This window comes from Pseudomonas sp. (assembly GCF_035554175.1).
Lineage (GTDB): Bacteria > Pseudomonadota > Gammaproteobacteria > Pseudomonadales > Pseudomonadaceae > Aquipseudomonas.
The window spans coordinates 277,862-295,832 of record NZ_DATMIV010000030.1 but is presented as its reverse complement, the minus strand read 5'-3'; the positions used below and the strand labels follow the sequence as shown (position 1 = coordinate 295,832).

Here is a 17,971-nt window from a genome sequence, read left to right as displayed (position 1 = left end):
GTCTCGAACTCCGAGCACAGCCTGCGTTCGCTGGGTAAAGCTGGTGCCAAACGCTGGCGTGGCGTTCGCCCAACCGTTCGTGGTGTTGCCATGAACCCGGTTGACCACCCACATGGTGGTGGTGAAGGTCGTACCTCTGGTGGTCGTCATCCGGTATCGCCATGGGGCTTCCCGACTAAGGGCGCGAAGACTCGTGGTAATAAGCGTACCGACAAAATGATCGTCCGTCGTCGCAAGTAAATAGAGGGATACGACAGTGCCACGTTCTCTGAAAAAAGGTCCTTTTATTGATCTTCACCTACTGAAGAAGATCGAAGTGGCGGCGGAAAAGAACGATCGCAAACCAATTAAAACCTGGTCGCGTCGTTCGATGATCCTGCCACAAATGGTCGGTCTGACCATCGCAGTACACAACGGTCGTCAGCACGTCCCAGTTCTCGTTAACGAAGACATGGTCGGCCACAAACTGGGCGAGTTCGCCGGTACCCGCAACTATCGCGGGCACGTGGCTGACAAGAAAGCCAAGCGTTAAGGGGTAAGGAAATGGAAGTAGCCGCTAAGTTGTCGGGCGCTCGAATCTCCGCCCAGAAAGCCCGCTTGGTCGCCGACCAGATCCGCGGGAAGAAGGTGGGCGAAGCGCTCAACCTGTTGGCTTTCAGCAGTAAGAAAGCCGCCGAGATCATGAAGAAAGTGCTGGAGTCGGCCGTAGCCAACGCCGAGCATAACGAAGGCGCAGACGTTGATGACCTGAAGGTCAGCACCGTTTTCGTCAACGAAGGGCGTTCGCTGAAGCGCATCATGCCACGTGCCAAAGGCCGTGCTGATCGCATCGTCAAGCGGTCTTGCCATATCACTGTCAAGGTTGCTGACAAGTAACGGAGTCGAAGAGATGGGTCAGAAAGTACATCCCATTGGCATTCGCCTGGGAATCGTCAAGGAGCACACCTCCGTCTGGTACGCAGACGGTCGGACTTATGCGGACTACTTGTTCGCAGATCTGAAAGTGCGTGAGTATCTCCAAGACAAACTAAAAAGCGCGTCCGTAAGCCGTATCGATATCCATCGTCCGGCCCAAACTGCACGCATCACCATCCACACCGCTCGTCCAGGTATCGTTATCGGGAAGAAAGGTGAAGATGTTGAGAAACTGCGTCAGGACCTGACCAAGCAAATGGGTGTGCCTGTGCACATCAATATCGAAGAGATCCGCAAGCCGGAACTCGACGGTATGCTGGTTGCGCAGAGCGTAGCTCAGCAGCTGGAGCGTCGTGTAATGTTCCGTCGCGCTATGAAGCGCGCAGTACAGAACGCCATGCGCATTGGTGCCAAAGGCATCAAAATCCAAGTGAGCGGTCGTCTCGGCGGTGCTGAAATCGCACGTACTGAATGGTATCGCGAAGGTCGTGTGCCACTGCACACCCTGCGTGCCGACATCGACTATGCCAACTACGAAGCTCACACCACCTACGGTGTGATCGGTGTAAAGGTTTGGATCTTCAAAGGCGAAGTAATTGGTGGTCGCCAAGAAGAGCTGAAGCCACAAGCACCAGCGCCTCGTAAAAAAGCTGCTAAGTAAGGGGTACGCCAAATGTTGCAACCAAAGCGTACGAAGTTCCGCAAGCAGATGACCGGCCACAACCGTGGTCTGGCACTGCGCGGTAGCAAAGTCAGCTTCGGCGAGTTCGCGCTGAAGTCTGTTGCTCGTGGTCGTCTCACCGCTCGTCAGATCGAGTCAGCGCGTCGTGCTCTGACCCGTCACGTAAAACGTGGCGGCAAGATCTGGATCCGTGTATTCCCGGACAAGCCAATCTCCAAAAAGCCTCTCGAGGTTCGTATGGGTAAAGGTAAGGGTAACGTGGAGTACTGGGTTGCCCAGATTCAGCCAGGCAAAGTCCTGTATGAAATCGAGGGTGTTTCTGAAGAGCTGGCGCGTGAGGCTTTCGCCCTGGCTGCTGCAAAGCTGCCGCTCGCCACCTCCTTTGTTAAGCGGACGGTGATGTGATGAAAGCGAATGAACTTCGTGAAAAATCCGCACAGCAGCTGAACGAGCAACTGCTCGGCTTGCTGCGCGACCAGTTCAATCTGCGTATGCAGAAAGCAACTGGCCAGTTGGGGCAGTCTCATCTGCTCTCGCAAGTTAAGCGTGACATCGCTCGCGTGAAGACTGTGCTCAACCAGCAGGCAGGTAAGTGATCATGGCTGAAGCCGAAAAAACTGTCCGTACGCTGACTGGCCGTGTTGTCAGCGACAAGATGGACAAAACCATCACCGTTCTGATCGAGCGTCGCGTTAAGCACCCGATCTACGGTAAATACGTTAAGCGTTCGACTAAGCTGCACGCGCACGACGAAACCAATCAGTGCCACATCGGCGACAAAGTCACTATTCGTGAAACTCGTCCGATGGCCAAGACCAAGTCTTGGGCACTGGTTGATGTTCTCGAACGCGCTGTGGAAGTCTAAGGGCTAGGGGTCGGAGAAATTATATGATTCAGACTCAATCCATGCTCGATGTGGCCGATAACAGCGGCGCTCGCCGTGTTATGTGCATCAAGGTGCTGGGTGGCTCCCATCGTCGTTACGCTGGTATCGGTGACATCATCAAAGTTACCGTGAAGGAAGCAATTCCTCGCGGTAAGGTGAAAAAAGGCCAAGTGATGACTGCTGTTGTAGTCCGCACTCGTCACGGCGTACGTCGTGCTGATGGCTCCATTATCCGCTTTGATGGCAACGCTGCTGTTCTTCTGAACAACAAGCAAGAGCCGATCGGCACCCGTATCTTTGGGCCAGTGACCCGTGAACTTCGTACTGAGAAGTTCATGAAGATCGTCTCGCTCGCCCCAGAAGTGCTGTAAGGAGATCCGACATGCAAAAGATTCGTCGTGACGACGAGATCATCGTGATCGCCGGCAAAGACAAAGGTAAGCGCGGTAAGGTGCTGAAGGTTCTTGCTGACAACCGTCTGGTTGTTGGTGGTCTGAACCTGGTCAAGCGTCATACCAAGCCTAATCCGATGTCGGGCGTACAGGGCGGTATCGTCGAGAAAGAAGCGCCACTGCACGCTTCCAACGTCGCCATCTTCAACGGCGAAACCAACAAGGCTGACCGCGTTGGTTTCAAAGTAGAAGACGGTAAGAAAATTCGTGTCTTCAAGTCGACCCAAAAAGCGGTTGATGCTTGAACACTGCTAGGTAGAAGACCATGGCACGACTAAAAGAGATTTACCGGAAGGAAATCGCTCCGAAACTTAAGGAAGAACTTAAGCTTTCGAACGTGATGGAAGTTCCGCGCGTTACCAAAATCACCCTGAACATGGGTCTGGGCGAAGCGATCGGCGACAAAAAAGTCATCGAGCACGCTGTTGCTGACCTGGAAAAGATCACCGGCCAGAAAGTCGTTGTGACCTACGCTCGTAAATCCATCGCTGGCTTCAAAGTCCGCGAAGGATGGCCGATCGGCGTCAAAGTGACCCTGCGCCGTGAGCGTATGTACGAATTCCTGGATCGTCTGCTGTCGATCTCCCTGCCTCGGGTTCGCGACTTCCGCGGCCTGAATGCCAAGTCCTTCGATGGTCGTGGCAACTACAGCATGGGCGTGAAAGAGCAGATCATTTTCCCGGAAATCGACTACGACAAGATCGATGCTCTCCGCGGTCTGGACATTACCCTGACCACCACTGCCAAGAACGATGACGAAGGCCGCGCTCTGCTGCGTGCTTTCAAATTCCCGTTCCGCAACTGATTGGAGTAGGAAAATGGCCAAGAAGAGCATGAAAAACCGTGAGCTGAAGCGTCAGCTCACCGTTGCCAAGTACGCCACCAAGCGTGCAGCGCTGAAAGCTATCATCGTCGATCTGAACGCAAGTCCAGAAGCGCGTTGGGAAGCTACCGTAGCTCTGCAGAAGCAACCACGTGACGCAAGCGCTTCGCGCATGCGTAACCGTTGCCGCCTGACTGGTCGTCCGCACGGCGTGTACCGCAAGTTCGGCCTCGGCCGTAACATGCTGCGTCAAGCTGCAATGCGTGGTGACGTGCCAGGTCTGGTTAAAGCCAGCTGGTAACAGTTGTCAAAGTCGCGATGGTCGGGTTTGCAAGAACCTGACCATCGGTGGCCTTGAATCAGAATCAAGCCCCTTTTGGGGCTTGATTCATTTCTGGGGTGTGTCTAGAATGACCGGCTCGCCTGAGCCCGTGTTTTTCTGCCCGGAAGTTCTCGGCGACAAGTAGTAGCCGCAAGGCTAATTTTTCTGTATTAGGAGCGTCTAGCCCATGAGTATGCAGGACCCGTTAGCGGACATGCTAACTCGAATCCGTAATGCCCAGATGGCTGAAAAGTCCGTCGTCAGCATGCCTTCTTCCACGTTGAAGGTGGCTGTAGCTAAAGTCCTGAAGGACGAAGGTTACATCGCGGGTTATCAGATCAGCAGCGAAACAAAACCACTGCTGTCTATCGAGCTGAAATATTTCGAAGGCCGTCCGGTTATCGAAGAAGTCAAGCGCGTTAGCCGTCCAGGCCTGCGTCAGTACAAGTCCGTCGAAGAACTGCCGAAAGTACGTGGCGGTCTCGGTGTGTCTATCGTCTCCACCAACAAAGGTGTGATGACGGATCGTGCTGCGCGCGCTGCCGGTGTCGGCGGCGAAGTTCTTTGCACTGTGTTCTAAGGGGGGATAAGCATGTCTCGCGTCGCTAAGAACCCCGTTAAGCTGCCAGCCGGTGTCGAAGTCAAATTCGCAGGCCAGCAGCTTTCGGTGAAGGGTGCCAAGGGTACTCTTGAACTGAACATCCATTCGTCCGTTGAGATCGTTGAAGAAGCTGGTGAGCTGCGTTTCGCTGCTCGCAACGGCGATCAACAAACTCGCGCAATGGCCGGTACCACGCGTGCGTTGGTAAACAACATGGTCCAAGGCGTAAGCCAAGGCTTCGAGCGCAAGCTCCAGCTGGTCGGTGTTGGTTACAAGGCGCAAGCAAAAGGTCAGGTTCTGAACCTGGCTCTTGGCTTCTCGCACCCAGTGGATTACGAACTGCCGGAAGGCATCACCGCTGAGACTCCTAGCCAGACCGATATCCTGATCAAGGGCATCGACAAGCAGCTGGTAGGTCAAGTGGCCGCCGAGATCCGCGACTTCCGTCCACCAGAGCCGTACAAAGGCAAAGGTGTGCGCTACGCGGACGAAGTCGTCCGTCGTAAAGAAGCCAAGAAGAAGTAGGGCATAGCAAATGACCGACAAAAAAGTTACTCGACTGCGTCGCGCTCGCAAAGCACGCCTGAAAATGCACGAACTCGAAGTCGTGCGTCTCTGCGTGTTCCGCTCTTCGCAGCACATCTACGCCCAGGTCATTTCGGCCGACGGCAACAAAGTCCTGGCAAGCGCCTCGACTTTGGATAAAGAACTGCGTGATGGCGCCACTGGCAACATCGACGCGGCCACTAAGGTTGGCCAGCTGGTCGCTACGCGTGCTAAGGCCGCTGGCGTCTCGCAGGTGGCTTTCGACCGCTCTGGCTTCAAGTACCACGGCCGCGTTAAAGCGCTGGCTGATGCTGCTCGTGAAGCTGGGCTGGAGTTCTAAGTTATGTCAAATAACGACCAAAAGCGCGACGAAGGCTACATCGAGAAGCTGGTTCAAGTTAACCGCGTAGCCAAAACCGTTAAAGGCGGCCGTATCTTCACTTTCACCGCGTTGACCGTGGTTGGTGATGGTAAAGGGCGTGTTGGCTTCGGCCGTGGCAAGTCGCGTGAAGTGCCTGCTGCGATCCAGAAGGCAATGGAAGCTGCTCGCCGCAACATGATTCAAGTTGACCTGAACGGCACCACTCTGCAGTACGCAATGAAGTCCGCTCACGGCGCTTCGAAGGTGTACATGCAGCCTGCTTCTGAAGGTACCGGTATCATCGCTGGCGGCGCTATGCGTGCTGTCCTCGAAGTTGCTGGCGTTCAGAACGTTCTGGCCAAGTGCTACGGCTCGACTAACCCGGTAAACGTGGTTCACGCCACTTTCAAGGGTCTGAAGGCTATGCAGTCTCCTGAGTCCATCGCTGCCAAGCGTGGCCTGCGTGTTGAGGAGATCAAGTAATCATGGCTACCGTTAAAGTTACGCTGATCAAAAGCATGACCGGCCGTATCCCTAACCACAAACTGTGCGTTAAGGGTCTGGGTCTGCGTCGCATCGGTCACACTGTAGAAGTCCAGGATACTCCCGAGAATCGCGGGATGATCAACAAGGCTTACTACATGCTGCGTGTCGAGGGTTAATCGATGAAACTCAATGATCTGAGTCCAGCGCCGGGTTCCCGTCGCGAAAAGCATCGTCCGGGCCGTGGTATCGGTAGTGGTTTGGGCAAGACTGGTGGCCGTGGTCACAAAGGTCAGACCTCCCGCTCCGGTGGCACCATTGCTCCAGGCTTTGAAGGCGGTCAACAGCCGCTGCATCGTCGCCTGCCGAAGTTCGGTTTCGTTTCCCTGAAAGCCATGGATCGCGCAGAAGTGCGTCTGTCCGAGCTGGCTAAAGTGGAAGGCGACATCGTTACTGTGCAGTCCCTGAAAGATGCCAACGTGATCAACGTCAACGTACAGCGTGTGAAAATCATGCTGTCCGGTGAAGTGACTCGCGCTGTCACTATCGGCAAGGGAATCGGCGCCACCAAAGGTGCGCGTGCGGCTATCGAAGCAGCTGGCGGCAAGTTCGAGGAATAAATGGCTAAGCAAGGTGCTCTCTCTGCGCTCGGCAAAGGCGGTATGTCTGAACTCTGGGCTCGTCTGCGTTTTCTGTTCCTGGCGATTATCGTCTACCGAATAGGCGCACACATCCCGGTTCCAGGTATCAACCCGGACCGACTCGCAGACCTGTTTCGACAGAATGAGGGGACCATTCTTAGCTTGTTCAACATGTTCTCCGGCGGCGCGCTGGAACGGATGAGCATCTTTGCACTGGGGATCATGCCGTACATTTCGGCATCGATCATCATGCAACTGATGACCGCCGTCAGCCCGCAGCTGGAGCAGTTGAAGAAGGAAGGTGAAGCTGGCCGTCGCAAGATCAGCCAGTACACCCGCTACGGCACCGTCGTCCTCGCTCTCGTTCAGGCTATTGGCATGTCCATTGGCCTGGCGGGGCAGGGCGTTGCGTTCACTGGTGACTTTGGCTTCCATTTCGTCGCGGTAACCACTTTTGTGGCTGGTGCGATGTTCATGATGTGGCTGGGTGAGCAGATTACTGAGCGTGGTGTAGGCAACGGTATCTCGATGTTGATTTTTTCGGGTATCGTCGCCGGTCTTCCGAGAGCAATCGGGCAGTCTTTCGAGTCTGCGCGTCAGGGTGATATCAACATCTTCGCCCTGGTTGCCATCGGTTTGCTGGCAGTAGCGATTATCGGTTTCGTGGTGTTCATTGAGCGTGGCCAGCGTCGTATCGCTGTTCACTACGCCAAGCGTCAGCAGGGCCGCAAGGTTTTTGCTGCGCAGACAAGCCACTTGCCGCTGAAGGTGAACATGGCCGGTGTTATTCCGGCTATTTTCGCGAGCAGCATTTTGCTGTTCCCGGCTTCGTTGGGTGCCTGGTTTGGTCAGTCTGAAGGTATGGGCTGGTTGCAGGACATCTCGCAGTCGATCGCTCCTGGTCAGCCGTTGAATATTCTGCTGTTTAGTGCAGGGATTATTTTCTTCTGCTTCTTCTATACGGCGTTGATGTTCAATCCGAAAGACGTAGCGGAAAACCTGAAGAAGTCCGGTGCCTTTATTCCGGGCATCCGTCCAGGTGAGCAGTCTGCGCGCTATATCGATGGCGTTCTGACCCGCTTGACCATGTTCGGTGCTCTTTACATGACGGCCGTGTGCCTGTTGCCCCAGTTCCTGGTGGTTGCAGCAAACGTTCCGTTCTACCTTGGCGGGACCTCGTTGCTGATCGTGGTCGTGGTTGTGATGGACTTCATGTCCCAAGTACAATCGCACCTCGTTTCGCACCAGTACGAATCCCTGATGAAGAAAGCCAACCTGAAGGGTTACGGCAGCGGCATGTTGCGCTGAGTACCCATAAGGTTCGAGGAGTTGGTGATGAAAGTTCGTGCATCGGTGAAAAAGCTGTGCCGTAACTGCAAGATTATTCGCCGCGAAGGTGTTGTTCGAGTAATTTGCAGCGCGGAACCGCGTCACAAACAGCGCCAAGGCTGAGTGTGATTGTGCTTCAAGCCCGGTAGCTAGTGCGCTACCGGGTTGATTATTTGTTATTACAGCGATATTATCTCGCGCCCTATTTCTTGGCTTCCGGGGCGTAGGTAGCTGTCAATTGGAGTCCCACTGAATGGCCCGTATTGCAGGCGTTAACATTCCAGATAACAAGCATACTGTTATCTCGCTGACCTACATCTATGGTGTTGGTCGCACTACTGCACAGAAGATCTGTGCAGTGACTGGGGTAAACCCAGCAGCAAAGATCAAAGATCTGAGCGACGAGCAAATTGAACAGCTGCGTGGCGAAGTGGCGAAGTTCACCACTGAAGGTGACCTGCGTCGCGAAATCAACATGAAAATCAAGCGCTTGATGGACCTCGGTTGCTATCGCGGTCTGCGTCATCGTCGTGGTCTGCCAGTACGCGGTCAGCGTACCAAGACCAACGCGCGTACCCGTAAAGGTCCGCGTAAGCCGATCCGCAAGTAATCGCCCCAGCGAATCGACAGGAATTTAATCATGGCAAAACCTGCTGCTCGTCCTCGTAAAAAAGTTAAAAAGACAGTGGTTGATGGCATCGCCCACATCCATGCTTCTTTTAACAACACCATCGTGACCATTACCGACCGTCAAGGTAACGCTCTTTCCTGGGCTACCTCCGGTGGTTCGGGTTTCCGCGGTTCCCGCAAGTCCACCCCGTTCGCTGCTCAAGTAGCTGCTGAACGTGCTGGTCAAGCTGCGCTGGAATACGGCCTGAAAAACCTCGACGTCAACGTCAAGGGTCCAGGTCCAGGTCGTGAATCCGCAGTCCGCGCTTTGAACGGCTGTGGCTACAAGATCGCCAGCATCACCGACGTGACGCCAATCCCGCACAACGGGTGCCGTCCGCCGAAGAAGCGCCGCGTGTAATCCAGGAGATTGTAAAGAATGGCTCGTTACATTGGTCCAAAATGCAAACTCGCTCGTCGCGAAGGCACCGATCTCTTCCTGAAGAGCGGCGTGCGCGCGATCGAATCGAAGTGCAACATTGAAGCAGCACCTGGTATCCACGGCCAACGCCGCGGTCGCCAGTCCGACTACGGCACCCAACTGCGTGAAAAGCAGAAGGTCCGTCGTATCTACGGCGTTCTCGAGCGTCAGTTCAGCGGCTACTACAAAGAAGCTGCTGGCAAGAAAGGTGCAACCGGTGAAAACCTGCTGCAACTGCTCGAATGCCGTCTGGACAACGTTGTATACCGTATGGGCTTTGGTTCGACTCGTGCCGAATCCCGTCAATTGGTATCGCACAAGTCGATCAGCGTTAACGGTCAGACCGTAAACGTTCCGTCGTATCAGGTTCGTGCTGGTGACGTGGTTGCAGTTCGCGAGAAAGCAAAAAACCAGCTTCGCATTGTCCAAGCTCTCGATCTGTGTGCCCAACGTGGCCGCGTAGAATGGGTAGAAGTAGACACTGAGAAGAAGTCGGGCGTTTTCAAGAACGTTCCTGCTCGCAGTGATCTGTCCGCCGACATCAACGAAAGCCTGATTGTCGAGCTCTACTCCAAGTAAGGGCTAGAAAATAGGTGCATCCATGCAGATTTCGGTAAATGAGTTCCTGACACCCCGCCACATTGATGTGCAGGTTGTCAGTCCAACCCGCGCCAAGATCACTCTCGAGCCTCTCGAGCGTGGTTTTGGCCACACCCTGGGCAACGCGCTGCGCCGCATCCTGTTGTCCTCAATGCCCGGCTGCGCAGTAGTCGAGGCCGAGATTGACGGTGTGCTCCACGAGTACAGCGCCATCGAAGGTGTACAGGAAGACGTAATTGAAATCCTGTTGAACCTTAAAGGTCTGGCCATCAAGCTGCACGGTCGTGACGAAGTTACGCTGACCTTGTCGAAGAAGGGTTCGGGGGTGGTTACCGCTGCCGATATTCAGCTGGATCATGATGTCGAGATCGTTAATCCCGATCACGTAATCGCTAACCTGGCGTCTAACGGCGCCCTGAACATGAAGCTCACCGTAGCTCGTGGTCGTGGTTATGAACCAGCCGACTCGCGTCAGAGCGATGAAGACGAAAGCCGCAGCATCGGTCGCTTGCAGCTTGACTCTTCGTTCAGCCCGGTTCGCCGTATCGCCTACGTGGTGGAAAACGCCCGTGTCGAACAGCGTACCAACCTGGACAAGCTGGTTATTGATCTGGAAACCAACGGTACTCTGGATCCTGAAGAGGCTATCCGCCGCGCTGCAACCATCCTGCAACAGCAGTTGGCTGCGTTCGTCGACCTCAAGGGTGACAGTGAGCCAGTGGTTGTCGAGCAGGAAGACGAGATCGATCCGATCCTGCTTCGCCCGGTTGACGATCTGGAACTGACTGTACGTTCGGCTAACTGCCTTAAGGCGGAAAACATCTACTACATCGGCGACCTGATTCAGCGTACCGAAGTAGAGCTGTTGAAGACTCCGAACCTTGGCAAGAAATCCTTGACTGAAATCAAGGACGTTCTGGCCTCCCGCGGTCTGTCCCTCGGCATGCGCCTCGACAACTGGCCGCCTGCAAGTCTTAAGAAGGACGACAAGGCGACTGCCTGATCGTCGTAATCACCGAACGTAGTGTTTGGTAAGGAATGAACCATGCGTCATCGTAAAAGTGGTCGTCACCTGAGCCGCACCAGCTCGCACCGCAAGGCCATGTTCCAAAACATGGCGGTGTCGCTGTTCGAGCACGAGCTGATCAAAACTACTCTGCCAAAAGCCAAAGAACTGCGCCGCGTTGCCGAGCCGCTGATCACTCTGGCCAAGACAGACAGCCTGGCTAACCGCCGTCTGGCTTTCGACCGTACTCGTTCGAAAGCTATCGTTGGTAAGCTCTTCAACGACCTGGGCAAGCGTTACGCTACCCGTGAGGGTGGCTACCTGCGCATCCTCAAGTGCGGTTTCCGCGCTGGCGACAACGCGCCTATGGCGTACGTCGAGTTGGTTGATCGTGCTACTGCTGGCGAAGCTGTATCCGCCGAGTAAGACGTCAGTCTGAAACGAAGAACCGGGCCTAGTGCCCGGTTTTTTGTGCCTGTAAGAAATGCGCCGTTCGTACAAGTTTCTGACATGGTTGGACTGCCACTATGTGCCCGGAAAACCTAATTAGTAATTATCTATCGATGCACCTAAGTTAATGAATTTGTGGCTGTCAGATCGATGATTAATACTTTCCACCAAGCCCGTTAGCCGGCAGTTCAAGACTGATAGAGGAAGAAGACCGCATGAGCCAGACCAAAACGCTAACAACCGCCAGTGGCGCGCCTGTCGCTGATAACCAGAATTCTCGCTCCGCCGGCCCTCGCGGTCCGCTGTTGCTCGACGATTTCCATCTGATTGAAAAGCTCGCGCACTTCAACCGCGAAAACATTCCTGAACGCCGCGTGCACGCGAAGGGCTCGGGCGCCTACGGTACGTTTACCGTTACCCGTGATATCACTGAATACACCAGTGCAAAACTGTTCGAATCGGTGGGCAAACAAACGCCAACCTTTCTGCGCTTTTCTACCGTAGGTGGCGAGCGTGGTTCGGCAGACACCGAGCGCGATCCACGCGGATTCGCTCTCAAGTTTTACACCGAGGAAGGCAACTGGGACATCGTCGGCAACAACACGCCGGTGTTTTTCATCCGCGATCCACTGAAGTTCCCAGACTTTATCCACACGCAGAAGCGTCTGCCGCAAAGCAACCTGAAAAGTGCGCAGATGATGTGGGACTTCTGGTCGCATTCGCCTGAGGCGCTGCACCAGGTCACCATTCTGTTCTCTGATCGCGGCATTCCTGACGGCTACCGCCACATGCACGGCTTCGGGAGCCATACGTACAGCCTGATCAACGCCAAAGGCGAGCGGCACTGGGTCAAGTGGCACTACAAGACCCGCCAAGGGATCAAGAATCTCGCCCCAGCCGACGCGGCCCGTTTGGCTGGTACCGACCCGGACTACGCTCAGCGCGATCTGTTCGAGGCGATCGAGCGTGGCGAGTTCCCGAAATGGCGCGTGTGCATTCAGATCATGACCGAGGCGCAAGCGGCAGCTCATTACGAAAATCCGTTTGACGTGACCAAGACATGGTCGCAGAAGGAGTTCCCACTGATCGAAGTCGGTGAACTGGAGTTGAACCGCAACCCGCTCAACTACTTTGCTGAAGTCGAGCAAGCTGCGTTTGGCCCGAGCAATATGGTTCCGGGCGTGGGTCTGTCGCCAGACCGGATGCTGCAAGGTCGCGTATTCGCCTACGCTGACGCCCACCGCTATCGTGTCGGCACCAACCACCAGCAACTGCCGGTGAATGCACCACGCAGCCCGGTGAACACTTACCAGCGTGATGGCTCCATGGCTTTTGGCAGTAATGGCGGTGCAGCACCGAACTATGAACCGAACAGCTATGTTGAATCGCCGAAACAAGCGCCGCATTACGCCGAGCCTGCTCTGGCCTTGAACGGCGCCGCTGATCGCTACGATCACCGTGAGGACACCGATTACTACAGCCATGCCGGTGCGTTGTTCCGCTTGATGAGTGATGAGCAGAAAGCGCTGCTGGTCAGTAACATTGCGGGTGCGATGGCGGGTGTTTCGAGCGACGTGGTCGATCGTCAGTTGCAGCACTTCTATAAGGCCGACCCGGCGTATGGAGATGCAATCGCGAAGCTGCTCAACGTACAGCTTAACGAAGTCTAAACGAGAAGCAGAACCGCCCTCATTTGGGCGGTTTTTGCGTTATTTAACCTGCTTTTCTCAGCATATCTTCGCTTTTATTGCGCATAGCCAGTGACCTTCCGGTCAGGTTGGTTCAAACTACAGACTTTCAGGAAGGGAGATGCAGGGCGATGCAAGGCCACCCAGATGTAATCGAATACCTCAATACGTTGCTGACCGGCGAACTGGCCGCGCGTGACCAATATTTCGTTCATTCGCGGATGTATGAGGACTGGGGGTTCACCAAGCTCTACGAGCGCATCAATCACGAGATGGAAGAAGAAGCAGGCCACGCCGATGCGTTGATGCGTCGGATTCTGATGCTTGAAGGCACGCCGCGCATGCGTCCTGATGATCTGGATGTCGGCACTACGGTGCCGGAGATGCTCGAAGCTGATCTGCGCCTCGAATACAAAGTCCGTGCTGCGCTTTGCAAAGGTATCGAGCTTTGCGAGCAGCACCAGGACTACGTCAGCCGTGAGATTCTGCGGGTTCAGCTCAACGACACTGAAGAAGATCACACCTACTGGCTGGAAAAGCAGTTGGGCCTGATCAAACTGATCGGTCTTGAGAACTACCTGCAATCCCACGCGTCCTGATTGCAACGGATACAAAAAAGCCCCGATCACACAACAGTGACCGGGGCTTTTTCATGCCTGGCGGTTAGGCGCGGTCGCGAATCAGCAAGGGCTTGAGGTAATGACCGGTGTGAGATTGCTTCATCTCGGCGACTTCCTCCGGCGTGCCGGTGGCAATGATCTGACCCCCTTTGGAGCCTCCTTCAGGACCGAGGTCCACCAGCCAGTCAGCGGTCTTGATCACGTCGAGGTTGTGCTCGATCACCACCACGGTATTGCCGTGATCACGCAAACGATGCAGTACGTCGAGCAACTGTTGGATATCCGCAAAGTGCAGGCCAGTCGTCGGCTCGTCGAGGATGTACAGGGTCTTGCCGGTATCGCGCTTGGACAGCTCGCGCGACAACTTCACCCGCTGTGCTTCACCACCGGACAACGTCGTCGCCGACTGCCCGAGCTTGATATACGACAGGCCGACATCCATCAGCGTTTGCAGCTTGCGCGCCAGTGCCGGCACCGCGTCGAAGAACTCCCGGGCTTCCTCGATGGTCATTTCGAGGGTTTCGTGGATGCTCTTGCCCTTGTATTTGATCTCAAGGGTTTCGCGGTTGTAACGCTTGCTCTTGCACACGTCGCAGGGCACGTAAATGTCCGGCAGGAAGTGCATTTCCACCTTGATCAGGCCGTCGCCCTGACACGCTTCGCAACGACCGCCCTTGACGTTGAACGAGAAACGCCCCGGGCCGTAACCACGGGAGCGCGATTCGGGTACGCCGGCGAACAGTTCGCGGATCGGTGTGAACAGCCCGGTATAGGTCGCCGGGTTGGAGCGCGGCGTTCGACCGATCGGGCTCTGGTCGATATCGACCACCTTGTCGAGATGTTCCAGGCCCTTGATGCTGTCGTGGGCGGCCGCTTCAAGGGTCGTCGCGCCATTGAGGGCCGTGGCACTCAGCGGGAACAGCGTGTTGTTGATCAGCGTCGACTTGCCTGAGCCGGAAACACCGGTGACGCAGGTCAGCAGGCCGATCGGGATGTCCAGATCGACGTTGCGCAGATTGTTCCCACGCGCGCCCTTGAGCGACAGATTGAGCTTTTTGTTGCGCGGCGTGCGTTTGGCCGGCACTTCGATCTTCACCCGGCCAGACAGATATTTGCCGGTCAGTGAGTCGGGGTGTGCCATGACCTCATCCGGCGTGCCTTCAGCGACGATCTGGCCGCCATGCACACCAGCGCCCGGGCCGATATCCACGACATAGTCAGCCAAACGAATCGCATCTTCGTCGTGCTCGACCACGATTACCGTGTTGCCGATATCACGCAGGTGCTTGAGCGTGCCGAGCAGGCGATCGTTATCGCGCTGATGCAGGCCAATGGAGGGTTCATCGAGGATGTACAGAACGCCGACCAGGCCAGCACCAATCTGGCTGGCCAGACGAATCCGCTGCGCCTCGCCACCGGACAGGGTGTCGGCACTGCGATCCAGTGACAGATAGTCGAGCCCGACGTTGACCAGGAACTGCAGACGCTCCCGGATTTCCTTGAGAATCTTGTCGGCGATCTCGCCGCGCCGTCCGGTCATCTTCAGCGCGCCGAAGTATTCGCAGGCATCGCCGATGGGCAGATTGGTCACCGCCGGCAGGGTTTTCTCACCGACCCAGACGTGCCGGGCTTCGCGACGCAGGCGCGTGCCGCGACAGTCAGGGCAGGCCTGATGACTGAGGAACTTGGCCAGTTCTTCACGCACGCTCGCCGACTCGGTTTCGCGGTAACGGCGCTCCAGATTCGGCACGATGCCTTCGAACGGGTGCGAGCGTTTGACGATATCGCCACGGTCGTTCAGGTATTTGAAGTCGACATTCTGCGAACCGCTACCGTGCAGGATGAACTTCTGCTGTTCGGCGCTCAGGTCGTTGAAGGGCTTGTCCAGGCTGAACTTGTAGTGTGAAGCGAGCGAGCCGAGCATCTGGAAGTAATAGACGTTGCGCCGGTCCCATCCGCGAATCGCGCCCTCGGCCAGCGTCAACTCGCCATTGACCAGGCGCTTGATGTCGAAGAACTGCTTCACGCCCAGGCCATCGCAGGTCGGGCATGCGCCGGCCGGGTTGTTGAAGGAAAACAGCTTGGGTTCCAGCTCGCTGATCGCATGGCCGCATATCGGGCAGGCGAAGCGCGCAGAGAAGATCATTTCTTCACCCGGCTCGTCGTCCATTGGCGCGACCAACGCGATGCCGTCGGCGAGTTTCAGCGCAGTCTCGAAGGACTCGGCCAGACGCTGCTGCAGGTCGGCGCGAACCTTGAAACGGTCGACGATCACATCGATCGAATGCTTTTTCTGCTTGTCCAGTTTTGGCAGCTCGTCGAGCTCGCAGATCCGGCCGTTGACCCGGGCGCGGACGAAACCTTGCGCACGCAGCTCTTCGAAGACCGACAGGTGTTCGCCTTTGCGCTCACGGATCACCGGCGCCAGCAGCATCAGTTTGCTGCCTTCGGGCTGGGCGAGCACCAGATCGACCATCTGGCTGACGGTCTGCGCCTCCAGCGGAATGTCGTGATCGGGGCAGCGCGGCGTACCGACGCGGGCATAGAGCAGGCGCAGGTAGTCGTAGATTTCGGTGATGGTGCCGACCGTGGAGCGCGGGTTATGCGAGGTCGACTTCTGTTCGATGGAGATCGCCGGCGACAGGCCTTCGATGGTATCGACGTCGGGTTTTTCCATCATCGACAGGAACTGCCGGGCGTAGGCCGACAGCGATTCGACATAGCGGCGCTGACCTTCGGCATACAGCGTGTCGAACGCCAGGGACGACTTGCCGGATCCGGACAGGCCGGTGATGACGATCAGTTTGTCCCGTGGCAGGGTCAGGTCGATGTTCTTCAGGTTGTGGGTACGGGCCCCACGTATCAGGATCTTGTCCAAAGTGGCCTCGCTCGGCGGGCGTCGAAAACGTAGGAGTATACGGGCAAATACTGGATGGATGCACACTATCCAACGAAGGGCGTTTTGCCGTTCATGAAGAGAGTTTCATCTATACGCGTCATAGCGTCGCGATATACCCCGTCTTCCGATGGGACTGGTAGAATCGCCGCCGGTTCACACGAGGTTTTTCCATGCACGATCCCCACAGCGAACGCATGAGTGGCAGCGAGACCCGCGCGGCGAGCGGTCTGGCCCTGGTGTTCGCCTTCCGTATGCTTGGCATGTTCATGGTGTTGCCCGTACTGGCGACCTATGGCATGGATCTGGCGGGAGCGACCCCGGCCCTGATCGGGCTGGCGATTGGCGCTTACGGTCTGACCCAGGCAATTTTCCAGATTCCGTTCGGGATCATTTCCGACCGCATCGGCCGCCGGCCGGTGATCTACCTCGGCCTTATAGTCTTCGCCCTCGGCAGTGTCCTGGCCTCCCAGGCCGATTCGATCTGGGGCGTGATTGCCGGGCGGATCCTGCAAGGCGCCGGGGCGATTTCCGCTGCGGTCATGGCGCTGCTTTCCGACCTGACCCGCGAACAACATCGCACCAAAGCCATGGCCATGATCGGCATGACCATCGGTCTGTCGTTCGCCGTGGCCATGGTGGTCGGGCCGTTGCTGACAACTGCGTTCGGGCTGTCCGGGCTGTTCCTCGCCACCGGCGCCATGGCGCTGGTCGGTATCCTGATCATCATGTTCATGGTGCCGCGCTCGACCGGGCCGCTGCAGCATCGTGAATCCGGCGTGGCCCGGCAGGCATTGATGCCGACGCTCAAGCACCCGGACCTGCTGCGCCTCGATCTGGGCATCTTTGTGTTACATGCCATGTTGATGTCGAGCTTCGTTGCCCTGCCGCTGGCGCTGGTGGAAAAAGCCGGTCTGCCCAAGGAACAGCACTGGTGGGTCTACCTTACTGCGCTGCTGATTTCGTTCTTCGCCATGATCCCGTTCATTATCTACGGTGAGAAGCGACGCAAAATGAAACGAGTTTTGCTCGGTGCCGTCATGACACTGATGCTGACTGAACTATTCTTCTGGCAGTTCGGCGACAGCCTGCGTGCTCTGGTGATCGGCACGGTGGTGTTTTTCACCGCGTTCAACCTGCTCGAAGCATCGTTGCCGTCGCTGATCAGCAAGGTTTCACCGGCAGGGGGGAAGGGCACGGCCATGGGCGTGTACTCCACCAGCCAGTTCCTCGGTTCGGCACTTGGCGGGATACTCGGCGGCTGGTTGTTCCAGCATGGCGGTCTGTCGGTTGTGTTCCTCGGATGCGCCGCGCTGGCTGCACTTTGGCTGGCCTTTGCTGTTACCATGCGCGAACCTCCCTACGTGACGAGCCTGCGCTTGCCGTTGTCGCCCGAAGCGATCCGCGAAGCGGGTCTGGTCGAGCGCCTCAAGGCCCTGGTAGGGGTAACGGATGCAGTGATAGTCGCCGAAGAGGCGGCTGTTTACATCAAACTGGACAAAGAATTAGTGGACCGCACCACCCTCGAACGCCTGGTGAACAACCCGGCCTCGGCTGCGTGCGGCGCTTAGGAGAACGTT

The 17,971-nt window shown here is 56.4% G+C and carries 27 protein-coding genes and 1 pseudogene; 27 read left to right on the top strand and 1 reads right to left on the bottom strand.

The window, feature by feature from the left end; translation table 11 throughout:
• The 26 genes and pseudogenes from VNV36_RS15085 to bfr form a co-directional block, all read left to right on the top strand.
• Positions 1-240: pseudogene (locus tag VNV36_RS15085) on the top strand (50S ribosomal protein L2); the annotation flags it as partial.
• A 16-nt stretch (positions 241-256) separates the two neighbouring features.
• Positions 257-532, top strand: coding sequence for a 30S ribosomal protein S19 (rpsS, locus tag VNV36_RS15080; RefSeq protein ID WP_011336172.1), 276 nt, complete (start codon positions 257-259; stop codon positions 530-532).
• An 11-nt stretch (positions 533-543) separates the two neighbouring features.
• Positions 544-876 carry a 50S ribosomal protein L22 gene (gene rplV, locus VNV36_RS15075; protein ID WP_003103908.1) on the top strand — a complete coding sequence of 111 codons (333 nt, stop codon included), beginning with the start codon at positions 544-546 and terminating at the stop codon, positions 874-876.
• A gap of 13 nt (positions 877-889) precedes the next feature.
• Positions 890-1,576 (top strand): 30S ribosomal protein S3, encoded by a 687-nt coding sequence (rpsC, locus tag VNV36_RS15070; RefSeq protein WP_003176422.1) that lies wholly within the window; start codon positions 890-892, stop codon positions 1,574-1,576.
• Between the two features lie 12 nt (positions 1,577-1,588).
• A complete protein-coding gene (gene rplP / locus VNV36_RS15065) occupies positions 1,589-2,002 on the top strand; it encodes a 50S ribosomal protein L16 (protein WP_003228729.1) in 414 nt (137 codons plus the stop codon).
• Entirely contained in the window at positions 2,002-2,193 is a 192-nt protein-coding gene (gene rpmC, locus VNV36_RS15060) for a 50S ribosomal protein L29 (protein WP_002555481.1), read from the top strand. The genes rplP and rpmC overlap by 1 nt, the downstream gene beginning before the upstream one ends.
• A gap of 2 nt (positions 2,194-2,195) precedes the next feature.
• The gene (rpsQ, locus tag VNV36_RS15055; protein ID WP_003194644.1) at positions 2,196-2,462 is read left to right on the top strand and encodes a 30S ribosomal protein S17; all 267 of its coding nucleotides are present in this window, start codon (positions 2,196-2,198) and stop codon (positions 2,460-2,462) included.
• Positions 2,463-2,485: 23 nt separating this feature from the next.
• Positions 2,486-2,854 carry a 50S ribosomal protein L14 gene (gene rplN / locus VNV36_RS15050; protein ID WP_002555479.1) on the top strand — a complete coding sequence of 123 codons (369 nt, stop codon included), beginning with the start codon at positions 2,486-2,488 and terminating at the stop codon, positions 2,852-2,854.
• An 11-nt stretch (positions 2,855-2,865) separates the two neighbouring features.
• Positions 2,866-3,180, top strand: a complete 315-nt coding sequence (gene rplX, locus VNV36_RS15045; protein ID WP_003186046.1) for a 50S ribosomal protein L24 — start codon at positions 2,866-2,868, stop codon at positions 3,178-3,180.
• A gap of 20 nt (positions 3,181-3,200) precedes the next feature.
• The gene (gene rplE / locus VNV36_RS15040; RefSeq protein WP_003210069.1) at positions 3,201-3,740 is read left to right on the top strand and encodes a 50S ribosomal protein L5; all 540 of its coding nucleotides are present in this window, start codon (positions 3,201-3,203) and stop codon (positions 3,738-3,740) included.
• 13 nt (positions 3,741-3,753) lie between these two features.
• Positions 3,754-4,059 (top strand): 30S ribosomal protein S14, encoded by a 306-nt coding sequence (gene rpsN / locus VNV36_RS15035; protein WP_003186042.1) that lies wholly within the window; start codon positions 3,754-3,756, stop codon positions 4,057-4,059.
• A gap of 208 nt (positions 4,060-4,267) precedes the next feature.
• Entirely contained in the window at positions 4,268-4,660 is a 393-nt protein-coding gene (gene rpsH / locus VNV36_RS15030; RefSeq protein WP_011336171.1) for a 30S ribosomal protein S8, read from the top strand.
• Positions 4,661-4,672: 12 nt separating this feature from the next.
• The gene (gene rplF / locus VNV36_RS15025; protein ID WP_003228722.1) at positions 4,673-5,206 is read left to right on the top strand and encodes a 50S ribosomal protein L6; all 534 of its coding nucleotides are present in this window, start codon (positions 4,673-4,675) and stop codon (positions 5,204-5,206) included.
• 10 nt (positions 5,207-5,216) lie between these two features.
• Positions 5,217-5,567: a 50S ribosomal protein L18 gene (rplR, locus tag VNV36_RS15020; protein WP_003186037.1), complete on the top strand. Its 351-nt coding sequence runs from the start codon at positions 5,217-5,219 to the stop codon at positions 5,565-5,567.
• Between the two features lie 3 nt (positions 5,568-5,570).
• Entirely contained in the window at positions 5,571-6,071 is a 501-nt protein-coding gene (gene rpsE / locus VNV36_RS15015; RefSeq protein WP_007955637.1) for a 30S ribosomal protein S5, read from the top strand.
• Between the two features lie 2 nt (positions 6,072-6,073).
• Positions 6,074-6,250, top strand: coding sequence for a 50S ribosomal protein L30 (gene rpmD / locus VNV36_RS15010; protein WP_003176408.1), 177 nt, complete (start codon positions 6,074-6,076; stop codon positions 6,248-6,250).
• Between the two features lie 3 nt (positions 6,251-6,253).
• Positions 6,254-6,691, top strand: a complete 438-nt coding sequence (gene rplO / locus VNV36_RS15005) for a 50S ribosomal protein L15 (protein WP_003228720.1) — start codon at positions 6,254-6,256, stop codon at positions 6,689-6,691.
• The gene (gene secY / locus VNV36_RS15000; protein WP_042610655.1) at positions 6,692-8,020 is read left to right on the top strand and encodes a preprotein translocase subunit SecY; all 1,329 of its coding nucleotides are present in this window, start codon (positions 6,692-6,694) and stop codon (positions 8,018-8,020) included. It abuts the gene before it with no gap.
• 27 nt (positions 8,021-8,047) lie between these two features.
• The gene (gene rpmJ / locus VNV36_RS14995; protein WP_002555468.1) at positions 8,048-8,164 is read left to right on the top strand and encodes a 50S ribosomal protein L36; all 117 of its coding nucleotides are present in this window, start codon (positions 8,048-8,050) and stop codon (positions 8,162-8,164) included.
• A gap of 130 nt (positions 8,165-8,294) precedes the next feature.
• Positions 8,295-8,651 carry a 30S ribosomal protein S13 gene (rpsM, locus tag VNV36_RS14990; RefSeq protein ID WP_003186020.1) on the top strand — a complete coding sequence of 119 codons (357 nt, stop codon included), beginning with the start codon at positions 8,295-8,297 and terminating at the stop codon, positions 8,649-8,651.
• Between the two features lie 30 nt (positions 8,652-8,681).
• Positions 8,682-9,071, top strand: a complete 390-nt coding sequence (gene rpsK / locus VNV36_RS14985) for a 30S ribosomal protein S11 (protein WP_002555466.1) — start codon at positions 8,682-8,684, stop codon at positions 9,069-9,071.
• Between the two features lie 18 nt (positions 9,072-9,089).
• Complete coding sequence (gene rpsD / locus VNV36_RS14980; protein ID WP_003176404.1) at positions 9,090-9,710, top strand: 30S ribosomal protein S4; 621 nt, start codon at positions 9,090-9,092, stop codon at positions 9,708-9,710.
• Positions 9,711-9,732: 22 nt separating this feature from the next.
• The gene (locus VNV36_RS14975) at positions 9,733-10,734 is read left to right on the top strand and encodes a DNA-directed RNA polymerase subunit alpha (protein WP_003186012.1); all 1,002 of its coding nucleotides are present in this window, start codon (positions 9,733-9,735) and stop codon (positions 10,732-10,734) included.
• Between the two features lie 42 nt (positions 10,735-10,776).
• On the top strand, positions 10,777-11,163 hold the full coding sequence (rplQ, locus tag VNV36_RS14970) for a 50S ribosomal protein L17 (RefSeq protein WP_003176402.1): 387 nt from the start codon (positions 10,777-10,779) through the stop codon (positions 11,161-11,163).
• Between the two features lie 239 nt (positions 11,164-11,402).
• Entirely contained in the window at positions 11,403-12,857 is a 1,455-nt protein-coding gene (locus VNV36_RS14965; protein WP_325718452.1) for a catalase, read from the top strand.
• Between the two features lie 149 nt (positions 12,858-13,006).
• A complete protein-coding gene (bfr, locus tag VNV36_RS14960) occupies positions 13,007-13,474 on the top strand; it encodes a bacterioferritin (protein ID WP_325718451.1) in 468 nt (155 codons plus the stop codon).
• Positions 13,475-13,538: 64 nt separating this feature from the next.
• Here the strand turns inward: bfr and uvrA are convergent, their stop codons facing one another.
• A complete protein-coding gene (gene uvrA, locus VNV36_RS14955; RefSeq protein ID WP_039761937.1) occupies positions 13,539-16,373 on the bottom strand; it encodes an excinuclease ABC subunit UvrA in 2,835 nt (944 codons plus the stop codon).
• A 191-nt stretch (positions 16,374-16,564) separates the two neighbouring features.
• Between uvrA and VNV36_RS14950 the strand changes: the two genes are divergently transcribed.
• Positions 16,565-17,962, top strand: a complete 1,398-nt coding sequence (locus tag VNV36_RS14950; RefSeq protein WP_325718450.1) for an MFS transporter — start codon at positions 16,565-16,567, stop codon at positions 17,960-17,962.
• Positions 17,963-17,971: the final 9 nt, after the last annotated feature.

Coding starts and splice junctions, on each gene's coding strand:
- rplV (WP_003103908.1), top strand. CDS start 544: ATGGAAGTAGCCGCTAAGTTGTCGGGCGCTCGAATCTCCGCCCAGAAA.
- rpsC (WP_003176422.1), top strand. CDS start 890: ATGGGTCAGAAAGTACATCCCATTGGCATTCGCCTGGGAATCGTCAAG.
- rplP (WP_003228729.1), top strand. CDS start 1,589: ATGTTGCAACCAAAGCGTACGAAGTTCCGCAAGCAGATGACCGGCCAC.
- rpmC (WP_002555481.1), top strand. CDS start 2,002: ATGAAAGCGAATGAACTTCGTGAAAAATCCGCACAGCAGCTGAACGAG.
- rpsQ (WP_003194644.1), top strand. CDS start 2,196: ATGGCTGAAGCCGAAAAAACTGTCCGTACGCTGACTGGCCGTGTTGTC.
- rplN (WP_002555479.1), top strand. CDS start 2,486: ATGATTCAGACTCAATCCATGCTCGATGTGGCCGATAACAGCGGCGCT.
- rplX (WP_003186046.1), top strand. CDS start 2,866: ATGCAAAAGATTCGTCGTGACGACGAGATCATCGTGATCGCCGGCAAA.
- rplE (WP_003210069.1), top strand. CDS start 3,201: ATGGCACGACTAAAAGAGATTTACCGGAAGGAAATCGCTCCGAAACTT.
- rpsN (WP_003186042.1), top strand. CDS start 3,754: ATGGCCAAGAAGAGCATGAAAAACCGTGAGCTGAAGCGTCAGCTCACC.
- rpsH (WP_011336171.1), top strand. CDS start 4,268: ATGAGTATGCAGGACCCGTTAGCGGACATGCTAACTCGAATCCGTAAT.
- rplF (WP_003228722.1), top strand. CDS start 4,673: ATGTCTCGCGTCGCTAAGAACCCCGTTAAGCTGCCAGCCGGTGTCGAA.
- rplR (WP_003186037.1), top strand. CDS start 5,217: ATGACCGACAAAAAAGTTACTCGACTGCGTCGCGCTCGCAAAGCACGC.
- rpsE (WP_007955637.1), top strand. CDS start 5,571: ATGTCAAATAACGACCAAAAGCGCGACGAAGGCTACATCGAGAAGCTG.
- rpmD (WP_003176408.1), top strand. CDS start 6,074: ATGGCTACCGTTAAAGTTACGCTGATCAAAAGCATGACCGGCCGTATC.
- rplO (WP_003228720.1), top strand. CDS start 6,254: ATGAAACTCAATGATCTGAGTCCAGCGCCGGGTTCCCGTCGCGAAAAG.
- secY (WP_042610655.1), top strand. CDS start 6,692: ATGGCTAAGCAAGGTGCTCTCTCTGCGCTCGGCAAAGGCGGTATGTCT.
- rpmJ (WP_002555468.1), top strand. CDS start 8,048: ATGAAAGTTCGTGCATCGGTGAAAAAGCTGTGCCGTAACTGCAAGATT.
- rpsM (WP_003186020.1), top strand. CDS start 8,295: ATGGCCCGTATTGCAGGCGTTAACATTCCAGATAACAAGCATACTGTT.
- rpsK (WP_002555466.1), top strand. CDS start 8,682: ATGGCAAAACCTGCTGCTCGTCCTCGTAAAAAAGTTAAAAAGACAGTG.
- rpsD (WP_003176404.1), top strand. CDS start 9,090: ATGGCTCGTTACATTGGTCCAAAATGCAAACTCGCTCGTCGCGAAGGC.
- VNV36_RS14975 (WP_003186012.1), top strand. CDS start 9,733: ATGCAGATTTCGGTAAATGAGTTCCTGACACCCCGCCACATTGATGTG.
- rplQ (WP_003176402.1), top strand. CDS start 10,777: ATGCGTCATCGTAAAAGTGGTCGTCACCTGAGCCGCACCAGCTCGCAC.
- VNV36_RS14965 (WP_325718452.1), top strand. CDS start 11,403: ATGAGCCAGACCAAAACGCTAACAACCGCCAGTGGCGCGCCTGTCGCT.
- bfr (WP_325718451.1), top strand. CDS start 13,007: ATGCAAGGCCACCCAGATGTAATCGAATACCTCAATACGTTGCTGACC.
- VNV36_RS14950 (WP_325718450.1), top strand. CDS start 16,565: ATGCACGATCCCCACAGCGAACGCATGAGTGGCAGCGAGACCCGCGCG.